11 protein-coding genes and 3 pseudogenes are annotated in these 15,707 nt (G+C 67.8%); 3 read left to right on the top strand and 11 right to left on the bottom strand.

Annotation, left to right across the window (positions count from 1 at the left end):
- Nucleotides 1–108: 108 nt before the first annotated feature.
- The 8 genes and pseudogenes from AB0C03_RS27995 to AB0C03_RS27960 form a co-directional block, all read right to left on the bottom strand.
- Nucleotides 109–1,075 (bottom strand): annotated as a pseudogene (locus AB0C03_RS27995) (type IV secretory system conjugative DNA transfer family protein); the annotation flags it as partial.
- A 408-nt stretch (nucleotides 1,076–1,483) separates the two neighbouring features.
- Nucleotides 1,484–2,641 carry an MFS transporter gene (locus AB0C03_RS27990; protein ID WP_209444536.1) on the bottom strand — a complete coding sequence of 386 codons (1,158 nt, stop codon included), beginning with the start codon at nucleotides 2,639–2,641 and terminating at the stop codon, nucleotides 1,484–1,486.
- Nucleotides 2,642–2,682: 41 nt separating this feature from the next.
- Entirely contained in the window at nucleotides 2,683–3,384 is a 702-nt protein-coding gene (locus AB0C03_RS27985; protein WP_030331011.1) for a GDSL-type esterase/lipase family protein, read from the bottom strand.
- Nucleotides 3,378–3,680 carry a hypothetical protein gene (locus AB0C03_RS27980; RefSeq protein WP_209444535.1) on the bottom strand — a complete coding sequence of 101 codons (303 nt, stop codon included), beginning with the start codon at nucleotides 3,678–3,680 and terminating at the stop codon, nucleotides 3,378–3,380. The genes AB0C03_RS27985 and AB0C03_RS27980 overlap by 7 nt, the downstream gene beginning before the upstream one ends.
- A gap of 277 nt (nucleotides 3,681–3,957) precedes the next feature.
- Nucleotides 3,958–4,818, bottom strand: coding sequence for a TrmH family RNA methyltransferase (locus AB0C03_RS27975; RefSeq protein ID WP_210857942.1), 861 nt, complete (start codon nucleotides 4,816–4,818; stop codon nucleotides 3,958–3,960).
- Nucleotides 4,819–4,875: 57 nt separating this feature from the next.
- On the bottom strand, nucleotides 4,876–5,736 hold the full coding sequence (locus AB0C03_RS27970) for a MerR family transcriptional regulator (RefSeq protein ID WP_209444534.1): 861 nt from the start codon (nucleotides 5,734–5,736) through the stop codon (nucleotides 4,876–4,878).
- Between the two features lie 946 nt (nucleotides 5,737–6,682).
- A pseudogene (locus AB0C03_RS27965) lies at nucleotides 6,683–6,930 on the bottom strand (IS701 family transposase); the annotation flags it as partial.
- Between the two features lie 52 nt (nucleotides 6,931–6,982).
- Entirely contained in the window at nucleotides 6,983–8,647 is a 1,665-nt protein-coding gene (locus AB0C03_RS27960; RefSeq protein ID WP_247675116.1) for a hypothetical protein, read from the bottom strand.
- Between the two features lie 363 nt (nucleotides 8,648–9,010).
- Between AB0C03_RS27960 and AB0C03_RS27955 the strand changes: the two genes are divergently transcribed.
- A complete protein-coding gene (locus AB0C03_RS27955; RefSeq protein ID WP_357639919.1) occupies nucleotides 9,011–9,448 on the top strand; it encodes a transposase family protein in 438 nt (145 codons plus the stop codon).
- Between the two features lie 233 nt (nucleotides 9,449–9,681).
- On the opposite strand, the gene AB0C03_RS27950 is transcribed toward AB0C03_RS27955, so the two are convergent.
- On the bottom strand, nucleotides 9,682–10,611 hold the full coding sequence (locus tag AB0C03_RS27950) for a LysR family transcriptional regulator (RefSeq protein WP_030331001.1): 930 nt from the start codon (nucleotides 10,609–10,611) through the stop codon (nucleotides 9,682–9,684).
- A gap of 72 nt (nucleotides 10,612–10,683) precedes the next feature.
- Between AB0C03_RS27950 and AB0C03_RS27945 the strand changes: the two genes are divergently transcribed.
- On the top strand, nucleotides 10,684–11,607 hold the full coding sequence (locus AB0C03_RS27945) for an EamA family transporter (RefSeq protein WP_357639916.1): 924 nt from the start codon (nucleotides 10,684–10,686) through the stop codon (nucleotides 11,605–11,607).
- A 605-nt stretch (nucleotides 11,608–12,212) separates the two neighbouring features.
- On the opposite strand, the gene AB0C03_RS27940 is transcribed toward AB0C03_RS27945, so the two are convergent.
- Nucleotides 12,213–13,316: a winged helix DNA-binding domain-containing protein gene (locus tag AB0C03_RS27940; protein WP_357639913.1), complete on the bottom strand. Its 1,104-nt coding sequence runs from the start codon at nucleotides 13,314–13,316 to the stop codon at nucleotides 12,213–12,215.
- A gap of 990 nt (nucleotides 13,317–14,306) precedes the next feature.
- Here AB0C03_RS27940 and AB0C03_RS27935 point away from each other — a divergent pair.
- Nucleotides 14,307–14,387, top strand: a pseudogene (locus tag AB0C03_RS27935) (nuclear transport factor 2 family protein); the annotation flags it as partial.
- 9 nt (nucleotides 14,388–14,396) lie between these two features.
- Here the strand turns inward: AB0C03_RS27935 and AB0C03_RS27930 are convergent.
- Nucleotides 14,397–15,644, bottom strand: coding sequence for an MFS transporter (locus tag AB0C03_RS27930; protein ID WP_210858771.1), 1,248 nt, complete (start codon nucleotides 15,642–15,644; stop codon nucleotides 14,397–14,399).
- Nucleotides 15,645–15,707 lie beyond the last annotated feature (63 nt).

Raw genomic sequence — 15,707 nt, 5'->3', positions numbered from 1 at the left:
GGGTCTCGTGGCCAACAGGTACTGCATACCCGCCAGTTCTTTCGCAGCCACGTCACCACGACCTGTGCGCGGATCCCCGGATAGCACCACCGTGTGTCCTCGCTCCACTCGTCGCGCAGCGGCGTCGGGGTCATCACCTCGCGCAGCAGCATCGAGCAGCCGGCTGGTGTCCTCGCCGAGCACGCCCTTGGGGATGCGGATGAGCAGCACTCCGCCGTCGAGGACGCGGCCCATGTCGAAGCTCGACTTCGGGTAGCGCATGGTGCGTTTGACGAAATCGCGCAGTAGGAACGCGCGCAGCCGGGCGAGGACCGGTTCGATGACCTGCGAGCGGAGGCTGTCGTCGAGGCTGTCGTACCACTGCCAGAAGCCGCTGAGCCCGGCCGGGTCGTCGAGGTCCACCGTCATCGCCGAGCGGAATTGGGGGCTGTTGAGCAGCGGGGGGATGTGCTGCAGGGTGACGTTGTTGTGGCGCAGCAGAGTCAGGCAGGCCACTCGCATGACGTCGTCCATCCGCGGCCCCCACGCCTTGGCGAAGATGTTCCCGAAGATCGACACGAGGTTGTCGACGACCAGGTCGGGGTCGTCGCCTTCGAGGAGATTCAGCGTCGGCGGGTTGTCCTGGTCGGGGTCGAAGAGCACGACGCGGTCGGCGATGCCTGCGGGGAGCCGGTCGAGGATGTCCAGGACGAGGTCGCCGTGCGGGTCGATGACGACGGTGCCGCGGCCTGCCTTGATGTCGTCGAGGGCCATGTTGACCAGCAGAGTGGTCTTGCCGGAGCCCGGGGACGGCGACCGGTGCCGGCATGGACGCGGCCCGCGCCCGGTCGAGGCCGGGCACGGCGAGGTCCTGCGGCAGGGCGGCGAGGGCGGCGAGTTCCGGGGCGGAGGTCAGGAATCCGGGGCCGAGGCGGCGGGCGGCGAGGACTGCCACCGGGGCGGGCATTCGGGCGCGGTGGGTGAGCCGGTTGCGGCCCGTGTGGATGGCGAACGCCGAGGCGAGGGTGTCGGCGATGCCCCGCAGCCGGCCGGTCGGGTCTGTGCCGGGGCGCCGGGTCCCCGAGGCCGCGACCCAGTCACGGAGCCGCTGCCGGCGTCAGCGAAGTCGCGATGCCAGCCCGGCGGCGCGGAGCCGTTCTGCTCGGGGTCGTATGCGGACAGCCAGTGCAGGTGAAGCGCACTCAGTTCCCGCAGGTCGCTCAACCCGCGCGAGGTCCAGCTGATGAACCTTTACCAGACGAAGGGACGTGAGGCCGACGCAACCGTCGTGGTGTTGCGGGAAAGGGGGACTTCATGGGCTACGAGTCGGAACCGTGCGGATTCTCGCGGCAATAGGAATTCTTGACGCCTGGATTCCACTACCTGAGCGCCCGGATCGGCTTGGTGAACGCCGCCGTCTCGCTGGCTTCGAGGTCGTCAACCAGCGGTCTGCGCGTTTGACGGGTGGCGGCTGTCGTTCGCGCACGAGGTGGCTTGCTCACGATCAGCCAGTCGCGGGGATTCGAGTAGCGCTGCGGGCGAGGGTGAGCACAAGAAGTGCAGCGATCGCGAAGCCTGCTGCCGTGAGCGGGAGGGCGCTCACTCCGGCGGTGGTGAGGATGGTGCCTCCTGTCGCGGCTCCGATGGATACCCCGAGGTAAGTGCCGGAAGTGTTCAGCGCCAAGGCTTGCCCGGAGACAGGACCGGCGAGGTGGTGCAGGCGGGCTTGGATTGCTGGCGAGTTCCAGAACGCCATACCGCCCCACAGCGTCGCCGTGACCAGCACGAGCGGCAGTGGAGCGGGCCTGGCTGTCCAGAGCACCCAGAGCACGACCATCGCGGCGACGATCGTACCGATACCGATCAACAGGGTTCGGTCTGCGCCGAGGCGGTCGGTGGCGATTCCACCGAGCCAGATGCCCGCGATGCCTGCGATTCCGGAGAGGCTGAATGCGAGTGCGCGTTGCTCAATGCCTGCTGTCGTGGTCGCGGACAGATATGGGGCGAGGTAGGTGAGCATCATCATCGAGCCGGTCATGAGCAGGCAGTTCGCCAGCAATCCGAGTGAGATCTGAGCCCGCAGCAGGATGCGGAACTGATCGGCCAGCCGTGGCGCGCCGTCGGTTTCCTCGCAGCGGGGCAGGGTATCGAGCAAGAGGATGAGGACGAGAGTACCGGCGAGGGCCATCGTCGCGAAGGTGGCTCTCCATCCGAGGGTGCCGCCGATCCAGGTGCCGAACGGCACCCCGGCGGCGATCGATCCGGTGACGCCGAGCGAGACGATGGCGATGTACCTGCCAACCTTCTGCGGTGGTGCGTGGCGTGCGGTGAACGCGAACAGCGCCGGGGTCATCGCCGCGGCCGCGAGCGCAGCAGCCACGCGCAGCGTCGTCAAGACCGCGAACGACTCCGTGGTCGCTGCGCCGATGTTCGCGGCGATGAAGACCAGTAACGCGGTCGTGAACAGTCTTCGGCGAGGCACGTCCGCGAGGACGACGGCTGTGACCGGTGCTGCGATGGCGACGCTCAGGGAAAACACGGTGATCAGTTGCCCGGCCTGGCCTTCGTTGACTTCCAGATCGGCGGCGAGTTCGGGCAGGACTCCGGCGATCACGTAGTCGTCGGTGTAGAGCACGAACGCGGCGGCGAGCAGGGTGAACAACCAAGCAGGCATACGCACCATTTCTCGGGAGGCTTGATGAGTCATCCGCTCGTGCGGTCCTGTTCGGGACCGATGGTAGCCGCGATCGTTTCCGCGACGAGTCTGCTTGCGGCGGCGTCAAGGTGGATGCCGTCGCGGTGAGTTGTGACGCCTCGTTCGGTGACATCGAAGATGTCGATGAGCGGGAGGCTGTGCTGCTCGGCGACGCGACGCACGATCGGCGCGACCTCTTCCGCGACGATGCGTTCGGAAACGGCGCGGCGATTGGAGAACGCGACCGGCGGCGTCAGGAGGTAGACGGTCGACGTGCCGTCGGCGCTGTAGCGGGCGGCGAAGTCGGCGAGTTCCGACTCGTACGCCTTCGCGTTCCAATTGTCGCCTCGTGCGTCATTCGTTCCCAGCATGATGAGGACGATGTCGGCGCGCGCTCCTAGAGACGCCTCGGCGAATCGGTTCGCGGCATAGGGCCAATCACCGTTGCGCTGAAGTGTGCGCCGATTCAGTCCGTAGTTGAGCACCTGGTACCGGTCGCCGAGCATCTGGGCGAGCTGGGCCGGATAGGACCATCTGTTGCGGCCCTTGAGCAGCACACCTGCGCCATAGGTGTTGCTGTCGCCGATCGCCGCGACGGTGATCTTGCCGGTTGCCGGGCGCGGGACGGGCGGATGCATCGTCCGCCGGGCAGCGAAGGCGACGCCCCCGACGATGAGGAGAAGAACGGCGGCGGTGATGAAGATCAGCATGAGCTTCCCTGTGTGTTCGTGTGCCGTTGCGGACGTTGGCGGAGGACTTGTTCGCCGGCGTCGACGTAGGACGTGAACAGGTCCGTGATGTCGCGAGGGCGGTCCGCCGCTTGAGCGTTCTCGGTGAGTTCCTCGACAGCACGCAGCGTGCGGGTGAAGGTACGAGTGCGCTGATGGCTGGCGGCGAGGAGCTGCTCGAATCCGTCGGCCGCCTCGACGAGGAAGCGACGACTGCCCGGCTGTGGGATCGTGCGGACCAATCCCCATGACACGAGTTCGCGGATCGCCGTGCTCACGCGCCGGAGCTGAGCGACAGGGCGGCGCGCAACATGACGACGACAGCGGAGAGCATCCTGTGGAGCATCCCGAAAGCCGACTACCGCGTCATCGTGCGGCTTGGGGATGCGAGGGCTCGCGCCCACCATCGGGAGCTGGGCCTCTTCGACTAGTTTGCTCATGCGGGCGGGGACGGGCTGGGTTCGGGAATGTGCTGCCTTGACCCCGGAGGCCTGAGCGGGAGGTCGCTGACATCCTGGTGAGCCGCGATCACTGCTCTCAAGGACCATCGACCCGTCACAGACGACCACCGACCTCGCGCAATCGGGAGTCCTGGTGCTCCCCGGTTCTGTGCTCGAAGAGGGCGATACCTGCGGTGACCGAGACGTTCAAGGACTCCACGTTCGAAGCCATAGGGATCGAGTATCGGTATGTGGTCAGCGCATCCAGTTCACGCGACACTCCCTCGCGCTCACTGCCCATCGCGAGCGCGAGACGTTCTCGCGCCGTGCGGATCGAGCTCAGCGGTTCGACAGCATCGGCCGAGAGCGCGGCGAGCACGAGCCCCTCCTGCCGAATGAACTCGGCGCATTCCGCGCGAGTCGCGAGCACGACAGGGGTCGCGAACACCAATCCGCGACTGGCGCGGATCAGGCGGCGATCCCATATCGTGCGCAGGCCGCTGTCGACCAGCACGATGCCCGCCGCGGCGAGCGCGCAGGCCGTCCGCGTGATCGCTCCGATGTTGCCGACGATCCGCACCCCGTCGAGGATGATGATGTCACCCGTCGTTCCGATCAGGTCGCGGAGTCTGGGACGTCTCGGTGCACGCGCCAGCGCAAAGGCGCGCGAACGCTTCTGCTCCCCGAACAGCGTTCGCGCCACACTGTCGTCAAGGACGTAGCGCGGCACGTCTGCGTCGATGCCGACGAACGTAGAAGGGTCGGCGGAGGCCGAGAGGTACAGGGTGTCCACCTCGACCCCGCAGGCGATGGCCTGCTCGATGTTCTCCAGATCGTCGAGGACGAAGATGCTCGGTCTCTCGGAGCGGTTGCGCAGCACGTCGGCGATGCGCCGAACGACCGGGTGGCGTGTGCTGTCGATCGTTTGCACCGTCGCCGGTTCACGCGTCTCGCTCGCAATCGTCGCTGCCTCCATGCGCAGAAGCGTGGGCCCTCACGCGACGTCGGGGTCAAGATGCGGGAGGGCGCGCGCCTACTCCCACCGAGCGTTGGCAGGATCGACGCCGTGGCGCAGCGCGTTCGCATCGATGACTTCGGAAAGCCACGAGGAAAGCTCTGGTTCTCGCGCGTCGAAGTAGGCGCTGAATCGTGCGTCCTGGACGTAGCGCTGTCCAAGGCACACCTGCATCGAATGGGTGCAGGCGAAGAGTTGACCGATCATCTCTCGATGCTGCTCCGCTAGGTCGTTGGCCTCATCGCTGCCGGGTGCGACACCAGAGCGTTTCGCTGCCGCGAGTTCCGAATACAGGGCATCACCATTGGCCTGCATCCGTCTCCGGTCGTCCTCCGAGAACACCGCCGCGTTCCGCTCGAACTGCGCCCACTCGTCGGAGTCTCCCCAGCGTTCGCGTGCTTCTTCCGCCCAATCCTCACGCCAGCCCTGACCGAAGATCTCCGCCTGCTGCTGCGCGGTGAGCGTGGCTCCCGCCGTGCTCGATGCCAAGACCTGATCGACGGCGTCAGCCATCTGCCGAAGCCTCGTGATCCGCTCTTCGAGCAGTCGCCGTTGCTGCTGAAGCTGTTCCGTCTCGTCCACAGCGGGATCGTCTAGAAGCGCGGCAATCTTCGTCAGGGCGAACCCGAGTTCCTGGTAGACGAGCACTCGATGGATGCGCCCTACGTCTACGGCTGAATATGCCCGATACCCTCCCGGCGTGCGGCCTCGGGGCTGAACCAGACCCACTGCATCCCAATGATGCAAGGTCCGCACGGTAACGCCGACAAGTGACGCCACATCACCGACCGTCAGTTCCTGCGACACCTGCTCAAGCGCTGCCTCATCGGTCTGACCCCGGAGCCAAGGCGTCATCGACTCCGGCACGTTCACATCCACTCTCAGTTCCCTCCCGATCCGCGCTACCTGAGGCTACTGCGCCCTCCTATTTTCCCATCCCCAACGTCGCTTCACAGCACCAGCCTGTTCCTATGAACAGACGCGCGCTACGTGTGCATAGCTGGGCCTGTCACATGCTGCGTCTTGCCCCGTCGCAGCGCGGGTCGGTGCGGCGGGTCTCGTGCTCGAACGGGTCCTGTAGTTGCCGTTCACCCCGTCATGCCTGCTCTCGTGGCAGCGAGCGGCGAGGCGACGGGCCGTGGTGACGGCGACGGTGAGTGACTCGACCGTCAAAGTCACCGGGTGATGCGATCCGGCCGGGGCCTGGATCGGGCCGCTCCACCGTCCCGAGCCGTTCCAGGCGGGCACCCCTGCCTCGGTGGCGACGCTTGCGCCGACTTCGTGCCCGTGCAGGGCTAAGGCGAGCAGAAGCCGTTCCACCGATTCCCGGGGTGGGAAGAACCAGTCGTTTCGTGGCCCGATTGAGGTGATCTCCAGCAGTGCGGTGGGTGGTTCCGTCGTGGCAGATCCGTTCGCCACATCCGGTAGTCCGGGTTGTTGGGATACCACCGCCGCCGCGACCTGGTTCAGCGCCTGGACGTCGGCGGACGTCACCCATGGGGCATGACGGCGTTCGATCGAGTAGTCGTGCAGCGGGCTGCGGCACTGCGATACGACTCGACACTCCACGAGTCCTTGGCACGCACCGGCAGGTCTGCTCTTGATTGCGCGTCAAGCGCTGCAGATGTCGCTGCATCGGGCGGCCGGATGAGCCTTCGATTTGCGGCAGGACCGCCAGTTGGCCCCTGGTCCTTGCCGTAATACTCCAGCCGTACCTGGTGGAGTTGGAGTCTTCGCTGGTAGTGGGCGGGTTTGGCGCGGTATTGGTGACGGCGTCGCCCTCATGGCCATCGATCTGTGTGGTCGATGGGTCGGTTGGTGGTGATCAGGTGTGCCAGGATACGTCGGACCTCGCCGAGGGGGAGGGGTATGAGGCCGTGATTGGATTCGGCGCCCCGTTTTTGGCGTGGGCGGCGGTGACGGCGAGGTAGGCGTGGGCGCACAGAGCGAGCGTCATGTGGCGGTACCAGCGTCGTATCGACGCACCTGGTAGTGGTCCAGGCCGACCTCGGTCTGGGCGGCCTGGAAGCACTCCTCGATCGTCCGCCGGGTCCCGGTGATACGGATCAGGTCTTCGTCCTGGATGCCGGCCAGGCCGAAGCCCACGGCGAGGGCACGCCCAACATCACTTCGTGTTGGTGTCGATGGTGTAAACCACGTCTGGCCCGACGTCATGGCGGGTGATGCCGGGTACGTCGGGGATGTTGAGCAGTGGTTCGTATGGGGTGCCTTGGACCCGGTCGCGCAGCAGGACGACGCTGCGGATGCCGAGCTGGTGCAGCTGATCCAAGGCCGGCTGGCTGGGGAAGGTCGTCATGACGTCGCGGATCGCCTGACGGTTGGGTGTGGTGTAGCTGGCCGCACCGTTGACCATGGCGGGAAAACCGTCGGTCGACCACAGTAGGACGTGGAGGTCGATGCCGTCGTTGGATGGCAATACCATGATCGGGGCGTGCGCGGAGGCTAGCGCCATCGCGGCCGGTTTGGCTGGGGTTTGGGGGTGGTCCAGGTCAGGCAGGCCCTCAGCGAGCACGAGGACCAGCAACGGAACGGTCAGTAGCCGTGCCTCTCCCACCGACCATTTCGGCTTGGCGCCCCTGCGAGCCACGTCGGCCAGGTGGGTAACCAGGCCGGCCGCGAGGATGGCCAGGCAGAGAGTGGGCCACAAGATCAACCGGCCTGGTGTACGGGATCCATCGAACCCGGGCACGTAAAGATAGAGCAGGCGGTAGATCGGCCCGTTCGTGCCCAGCGCGAGCAGCACTCCGACGACCGTCCCAAGCAGCAGCAGAAGCCGTTGCGTCGGTGACCAGCGGGACAGGAAGAGGCCGGCGAAGGCCAGTAGATACAGTGCGTACCCGCACAGCAGCACCTTCTCAGTCGGTGCCCCACCAAGAGCGATGCGGGCGTCGTTGTGCAGGGTGCCCCAGGGCAGGGAGGACTGCGGCGCCACGAGAAGTCCGCGCAGTGTCGGAGAGAAGTACGCGACGTAGTCCCAGTCCCGGGTGACAGTGGGGTTGAGCTCGCGGACTTGTTGGTACGCGTAAGCGAAGTATCCGGTCACCGCGGTGAAGACCAGCCCCCCGATCAGATCACTGACGATCAGCCGGAGGCCAAGGCGTGGGCGGTGGATCAGCCAGGCTGTCAGTGTGATCAGGGAGAGGGCGGCGAGGACGTATACGAATCCCAGCCCCACGCCGAAGCCTAGGCTGACCTGCCAGGCCGCGACCAGCCAGCCAGCGAACGCCCATCCCGGTCGGACTCGTTCGGGAAGGTAGCCGCGGGTGAACGAGAGTCCGTGGCCGCGCGCCAGCATCGCCAGGGCCAGAGTGATGCCACCGGTGGAGAGAATATTCAGATGGCCGGCGTGGCCGTAGCGCCAAGGCGCGTAGGCGAGGGCGGCCCCGGCTACCGCGGCGGCGACCTGATTCGCGCCAAGTTGGCGCAGGAGCGCGTAGCCGCCGAGGAAGGCGAGCGCGAAAGCCAGCACGAACAGGATGTTGTAGCGCAGCACGGCGCCGACTACACCGCTGCCTATCAGCCCTGCCGGGGCATAGCCGAGCAGGCTGTCGTTCAGGGCCAGACCGTACTTGTCGGGATAGAAAGCGTTGGTATCCCACAGGCCACGCAGGCCGTGGGTGAGAGCGTGGCCACCCCATCCCACCAGCCATGCTTGGGCCGTCGGGTCACCCGCGTCACCGACGATGGTGTGGGCCGGGTCGGCGATCGGCGCAGTCCTGGCGCCGGCAGTCATCGCGCGAACCGCGTACGGCGGAATCAGCCAGATCATCGCGACAGCGAGGAGCACTGAACCGAGGCCCGCGATGCTCAGTTCCCGCCGATGGGCCCCACGTGTCAGCCAATTCCTCGTGCCTGAACCGGCACGCGCGAGTCGGCCATTTTTTCCAAGCTCGCTGAGAGTGGCGGCTGATGTGGGGCCTCCTGCCGGTGGCTCTACCTGCGTCATCACATTGACCCTCACTGTTGAACCGCCGCAGTAAATCATGAGCAGGGCGGCGCATAGAGTCAAGACCTCGATCAATGCCGTTCTGGTAGCCGGGACTTACGCTGTTTATCAAGGCGTCTTGTCACGCAGGAGTCGCGATCGGTGTAGCGGCGCATCTCGCCGCTTCCGAAACAGGACAGGCCAGGGTTGCTGCAGGCCCTCGCCCGGGTTCCGGACCCGCGGGACGCCGGCGGCCGGATCCATCCGCTGCCGGGACTGCTCACGATCGCGATCGCGGCGGTGGTTTCGAGATCGAGCCGCGTCGCGGAGATCGTCGAATGGGCCGCCGACCTGCCGGACGCGGCGTGGGATCGTCTCGGTGCAACCCGCGACGCGTTCACCGTTGCCCGGCGGGTGCCTGACGACAGCACCCTGTCCCGGGTACTGACCGGTATCGACGCCGGCGCCCTCGATACTGCGGTGTGCCGCTGGCTGCTCAGCCGGGCGGTTCTGACCGGGGCCGGCAGGCGAGTGATCGCGGTCGACGGCAAGTCACTGCGCGGCAGTGGGCCGACCGGGACCCAGGTGCACCTGCTGACCGCACTAAACCAGGCAGGCGGTGGTCGGGTCGGTGAAGGCGGCTGACGGTTGCGCTGACCGAGGAAGGGCTGCCACAGACTCGGTCAGCACCCATGCCGTGAGGCAGGCGCCACACGGCGGCAGGGCCAGCGGGGGCGAACAGACCTGGCGGGATTCTGTGTGGCACCCCCGTTTACACCGAAAACCCCGCCCAATCCTTGACGAAGGGTGACAGGGAGTGATGAGCGCCAAATCGGGTCGACCCTTTCGCCGTTCTGGGAACCAAGATCAGCCGTACATCAGGCGATGATCGGCCGGCGCTGTCCACGGGGGACGCCGGCCGAGCCGCATAGCTCCGCCAGGAGGGCGTCCACCGCGGGCCGTTGCGGCGTGCCGCCGAGGGCGCGAGTGACTGCGAAGATCCGTCGCTCGGTGACCGGCTCGACCAGTGGCTCCACGTGCACCCCGAGTGGCACGTGGCGCAGCGCCAGCTCCGGCACCAGCGCGGCGCCCAGCCCGGCCGCGACGAGGTCCAGCGTGAGCGCGAAGTCGACGGCACGGTGCCGGATGTCCGGCTCGAAGCCGGCGAGCCGGCAAGCGTGCAATGTGGACCGCAGGCACGGCGTGTGCTCGGCGCTGGCGATCCATGGCACGTCGCTCAGCTCGGTCAGCCGGCCGGTGTGACGACGCCACCGGACCGGGGTGATCAGGTGCATCGGGTCTGTGGTGACCGGATGCCGGTCCAGGTCGTCGACCAGCGGCGCGGGCACGTGGTCGTATTCCTGCAGCACCGCCACATCGAGGGTGCCGGAGCGCAGGTCGAGGCGGCTCTGTTGGTCTTCGGCCTCGATCACCCGCACATCCAGCTCCGGGTGCTTCGCCCGTAGGCGGGCGGCGGAGGGAGCCACCAGCGCGCCGGCTGCGGACGCGAACGCGCCGACCCGCACCGTACCGTTGACGCCGTGGCGGAGCGCGGCGAGTCCGGCCACCGCCTGCTCCACCGCGCCCAGCACGTCCTTCGCGTGGCTGGCCAGAACCTGGCCGGCCGGGGTGAGGACGATCCCGCGCCCGGCCCGCTCGACAAGCTCGTGCCCGGCCTCTCGGGAAAGCTGGACGAGCTGCTGAGAGACCGCCGACGGAGTGACGTGCAGCGCCGCGGCGGCGGCGGTGACGCTGCCGCGCAGCGCGACTTCGTGCAGCACGCGGAGCCGGCGTACATCAAGATCCATGTAGCCACGCTACAGCAGCAATGAAGAACGTTGAACTGGTCCTTAAGCGTTGCCTCGGGCAGCGTAGCCGGCATGAAAGCATCACACCGACTTCTCGCCCTGCTCGTCGCCGCGATCTGGGGCGTCAACTTCGTCGCCATCGAGCTGGGCCTGCGCGACCTGCCGCCGCTCGTGCTGACCGCGCTGCGCTTCGTCGCGGCGGCGGTGCCGCTGGTGTTCCTGGTGCCGCGCCCCAGCGCCCGGCTCCGCTACGTGGTCGCCTACGGGCTGGTGCTCGGCGTCCTGAAGTTCGGCGCGCTGTTCACGGCGCTCGCGGCTGGCATGTCGGCCGGTCTGGCCTCGCTGGTGCTGCAGGCGCAGGCCCTGATGTCGGTGCTGCTGGCGGCGGCGGTGCTGGGCGAGCGGCCGGCGCGGGCGCAGGTGGCCGGCGTGCTGGTCGGATCGGTCGGGATCGGCTTGCTGGCGGTCCACAGCGGCGGCCACGCTTCCGTGATCGGCTTCGTGCTGACGCTGTTCGCGGCGGCCAGTTGGGCCCTGGCAAACCTGGTCATGCGGGCCAGCGACGAGACGCGACCGCTCTCGCTGCTGGTCTGGTCGAGCCTGGTGCCGCCGTTGCCGCTGCTCGGCCTGGCCGGCGTTGTCGACGGCGGACAGGCGGTGCTGGGTGCGATCACCGGTCTGTCGTGGCGCGGCTTGCTAGCCGTGGCGTACGTCGCGTACGTGTCGACCCTCGTCGGCTTCGGTATCTGGAACCGGCTGATCGCCCAGTACTCGATCGCGAGAGTGGCGCCGTTCAGCCTCCTGGTGCCGGTCTTCGGGCTCAGCGCGGCGTGGCTGCTGCTCGACGAGCCCGTCGGACCGACGGAGCTGGTCGCAGCCGCGACCGTCCTCGCCGGGCTGGCGCTGGTGGTACGGCGTTCCACAGCGGACCGCAACAACGCCACAAATGCGAGCGACGGTCGCGAGCCCGAGTATGCCCCGGCCGCGACTGCCTAGTCCGCGGCCACGACACCTCAGCGCGCTGGGCGCAATCAAGACGGATGACGGTACGGCTCGACCGCAGCGAGCATTCTTGCCACCCAGAAACTGGGAGTACGCGTGGCGCCGTAGCGATCAGCAAGCTCGGCGTCGAGCGCGTCGCGTCTGACTCCTCCGCGTGGCCAGCCAGCTTCCATCGCGGTGATGAGCTCGCACTGTGTGGGAAAGCTGAACCGTGTCACCGCGTTGACGTTCCGCCAGGCACTGTCCGCAACACGGGGATCCGGATCAACCTTTCCACCGACGTCCAGCCCTGGACGTTCGGCAGCTCACGACCCTTCGGCGGTCGGTGGTCCCCGCGATTCGGGGGAGCAGGTTGGGAGCAGCCGGGTGCCCTGAACGGCCTTGAGAATCGGCCAACGGCATCGGGCTGCACTCAACCGCACCCACCCTTGCCGCAGATCCAGGTTTCCACAGGTCAGAGTGTGTGCAGCGTCCTGCGCGCGAAGGCGTCGGCCTCGGCGCCCCGGTCTCAGGAACGACCCATGACCCGTGCACGGCTTTGCCCGCCCGGGTTGCCGCATTTCGCGGCAGCGTGTCCTCCATTGTCGGCAGTGCGGTCCTCAGGTCGGTGCGGCGAAACGGATTTCGTGTGACGCTTTGGGGGCGAGTAGGTCCAGCAGCTCGCTGCCCTCGGTGGTCAATGCCTCGCGGTCGGCTGCGGACAGTGGTTCGAATGGGTGCACGGTCAGGGACGCCGCGCCTCGTGCCGTGGTGAACGTCCAGGTTGCTGCGGTGAAGCCGTCGAGGAGTACCAGGCGGGGGACGGGACCGTGCGGGACGAAGTTCTGCTGGCGGAGGCCGTCGGTGACCACCCTGGACCGGTCGTGGTGAGACAGCAGCAGGTTGTCGAAGTCGTACAGGTACCGGGCAGGCGCGCTGACCTGGGGGTCGGGTCGGGGTGCGTCGGGTAGGTCGAACAGTTCGACGCCGTTCTCGTCGCGGAACGTGGCCAGGCGGGGCCGGAGCCGGTCGAGCACCTCCGCCAGCCGGGTGAGACCGCACCAGGTCTGCGCGTCGCGTACGGTCGCCGGGCCGAACGCGGCCAGGTATCGCAGGAGCATCTGGTCGATCGGCTGGTCGGTGCGCAGCGGCGCGCCGACCCACGATTCGAGCGGCGCGTGGACGGTTCGGCCACTGGCGCCCCACACGCCGCGCGGCGGGGTTTGCACGACCGGCAGCAGGTTGCGAACCGCGTAGGCGAGGCTGGCGGGGTTCCGATCTGGCCACCGCTGAGCCAGCAACCGGCCCAGTTCGCCCGGGGTGCGCGGCTGCTCGTCGAGGAGTTCCCGGCCTGCAGCGACGAGTTCTGCGGTATCCAGTCCGCGCATGGACCGGCCGTGTGTGTGGTTGGCGAACAGGTCGCGGTCCAACGCCGGCTGTACGAGCGGGCGTAGCGCCAGCGCGTCGGACGCGCTGACGAGATGGACCGTCGAGCGCATGAGAGCGATCCGCACTACCCGTCCTTGCGTGAGCAGCGCCCCGATGTCCTCGGGTCGGCACTCGGTGAGCCGGTTCCACAGCCCCACGTACCAGGTGTGCGGGGTCTGGGCCTGCAGGCCGACGAGGTGCTCGATGGCCTGCAGCGGAGTGAGGTCGGCGCGGCGCAGGAGCAACTGCCGGTCGAGGGTGGCGCGGTTGAGGGCGCGGCGGGTCAGGGTTTGCACGGGTGGCCTTCCCGGAGGGTCCCTTGTCGTCCACGTGCCAGGACACGATGTTCTTGTGGTCCCTTTTGGCGAACGGGCGGCGACTGGAAGTCCCAGGCGAAGTTCGCCTTTTCGCCGACTCCGACCCGCAGTGCTGGTCATCATGAAAAAGGGTGGCTCGCCGGCCCGTCCCGCCCTACTTTGCACGTGGATCCTTCTTCTCCGACCCACTCACGGAGGGACTTCACCCCGCGTGACGCCGCCTGCTCTTTAGCCCTGACACCTTCCCCGTGCATCGGTCGCCGACGTCGCCGTCGGCTCCTCTCCCATGCCTTCCGTCAGGTCTTCAGAGGGATCATGTCTACGCATCCTCATATCGTCTCGTCCTGGACCCATCGGCGCACGCCCCCTGCCCTGCTCGCGTACCGCTGCGTCCACTGCCATTCCGGCCTCGTCGGCACCGGCGACGGCAAGTTCCGCGTCAATGCCATCAGCGACCTTTTCGACATCCTGCTCCTGGGCACCCGCGTTTCCTGCGCCCGCACCAGCACAATCACGGTGCACGATCGCGTCCCGGTCCGTTACCTGGATCCGATCCGTGTAGAGGGCTACTCCGGCAACTCCTCCCGCCATGGGCCAGCGCTCGGGCGAAAGCCGAGGTGGCCTTGTCCCGGACTGCATCACACGGCGGCCCGCGCGCGGTCGTTCGTGACCGGGCGCGAACGAAGATCAGGGCCGGCCCGATACCGGCGACGAAGGTGAACGGGGGGATGCAGGGGAGTCCGGACGGGACCGGGGCTTCGCCAGGCCGTACACCTCAACCGCTCCGCCGCGAGGGACCACCCGGCGTCGAGTCGGACAAGCACAAGGCTCTCAAGGACCGGCTCGCGACTGTCTCCGACCGGGCCGGCTTCTGGGGGCCCGCTCGTCGACCGGCAAACGGGTTGCGGACGTGCTGGTGCGCGGTGAGGTGCCCTCCTGCTCGGGCGCGAGCCGCAGGTGTCGGGCGTCATGGCCCGGTACGTCCGCTACGCCGACCATCACCGTTGGCAGGACCTCGCCGGGCTCTTCACACCGAACGGCACCTCCCGAACCACCCTCTCAGGTCGTGGAGGCCGGGGCCGTCTCGCGGACCAGCGTGACAGCGCTGTGGTTGGCGGCCGGAATGATCAGCGCCGAGGCGACGAGCGCGGCGACGGCGATGCCCAGCCATCCCCAGAAGCCGAAGGCGATGACCAGGCCGGAGAGCGCCGCCGGGCCGATGATGTTCTGCGTGATCACGTGCAGGTCGAACGCCCCCAGGTACTCGCCCTGAGCGTGCTCGGGGGCGAGGCCGAACGCGAGCCCCCAACCGGAGGCGGCCTGCATCACCTCGGCCACGGAGAGGATCAGCACGGCGGCGACGATCGCCACGGACGCCAGGACCACGTTGTCGTCGAGCGCGGTCACCGCCAGGACCGCGCAGCCGCCGGCCAGCCAGTAGCCGGAGCGCCGGGCGAGCCGACCGGCGCCGTGCACGGTGTCCGCGCCCCGGCTGGCCCGTACCTGGAACAGGATGACGAACGCGGTGTTGACGATCAGCAGCAGAGGAATCAGGAAGTGCGGCAGGTCGGTGCGGTTGAGCGCCCAGAGCGGCATCGTCACCAGGATGATGCTGACGTGCGAGGCGAGGATCGTCGAGACGCCGATCACCGCGAGGAAGCGTGGGTCGCGGACTGCGGCGAAACGCCTGAAGCCCACCGGTGCGGGACGCGGCGGCACGTCGGGCAGGCGGGTGACGAGGAGCGCGGCGCCGGCCATCAACGCGGCAGTGGTGAGGGGGATCAGCACGAGCAGCCGTTGGCTGAGGGCGGCGACGGCCGCCACGCCGATACCGATGCTGAATCCAATGTTGAACACCGACCGCATCATGGCCTTGAGCTTCACCCGCTCCTCGGCGGGCACGAGGTTGCCGATGAGGGCCCCGTTGGTCGGGCCGGTGCCGTACTCGAGGAAGCCGACGGTGACCACCAGCGCGAAGAAGGCGGTCGCGCTGTCGACGAGGCTGTAGAGCCCGAATCCGACCGCCAGCGCGGCGAACAGGATGACGAGCAGGCGGCGGGCGCCCACCCGGTCGGCGATCACACCGAACAGGACCGAGGAGAGGAAGGCGGACAGGCCGGCGGCCGACAGGCCCAGGCCCACCTGCCGGGCGTCGAGTCCGACACGCAGCGTGAAGTAGACGATGCTGCCGCTGAGGAAGACTCCCTTGCCGATGGATTCGGCCAGTCGGATCGCGATCAGCTTCCTGCGGAGCGGGTCGGTCGGTACCAGGCCGGCGACAACGTCCGTCACTCGTGACAAGGGCATGGGTCAATCCTGGCGACGGCGGTGTCCGGCGGACAGGGCGACAGGTGTAGTGCGTACGGGACG

Origin of the sequence: Micromonospora parva, assembly GCF_040649675.1 — a bacterium.
In the GTDB taxonomy this organism is placed as follows: domain Bacteria; phylum Actinomycetota; class Actinomycetes; order Mycobacteriales; family Micromonosporaceae; genus Micromonospora; species Micromonospora parva.
This window is presented reverse-complemented; position numbering and strand designations above follow the sequence as displayed.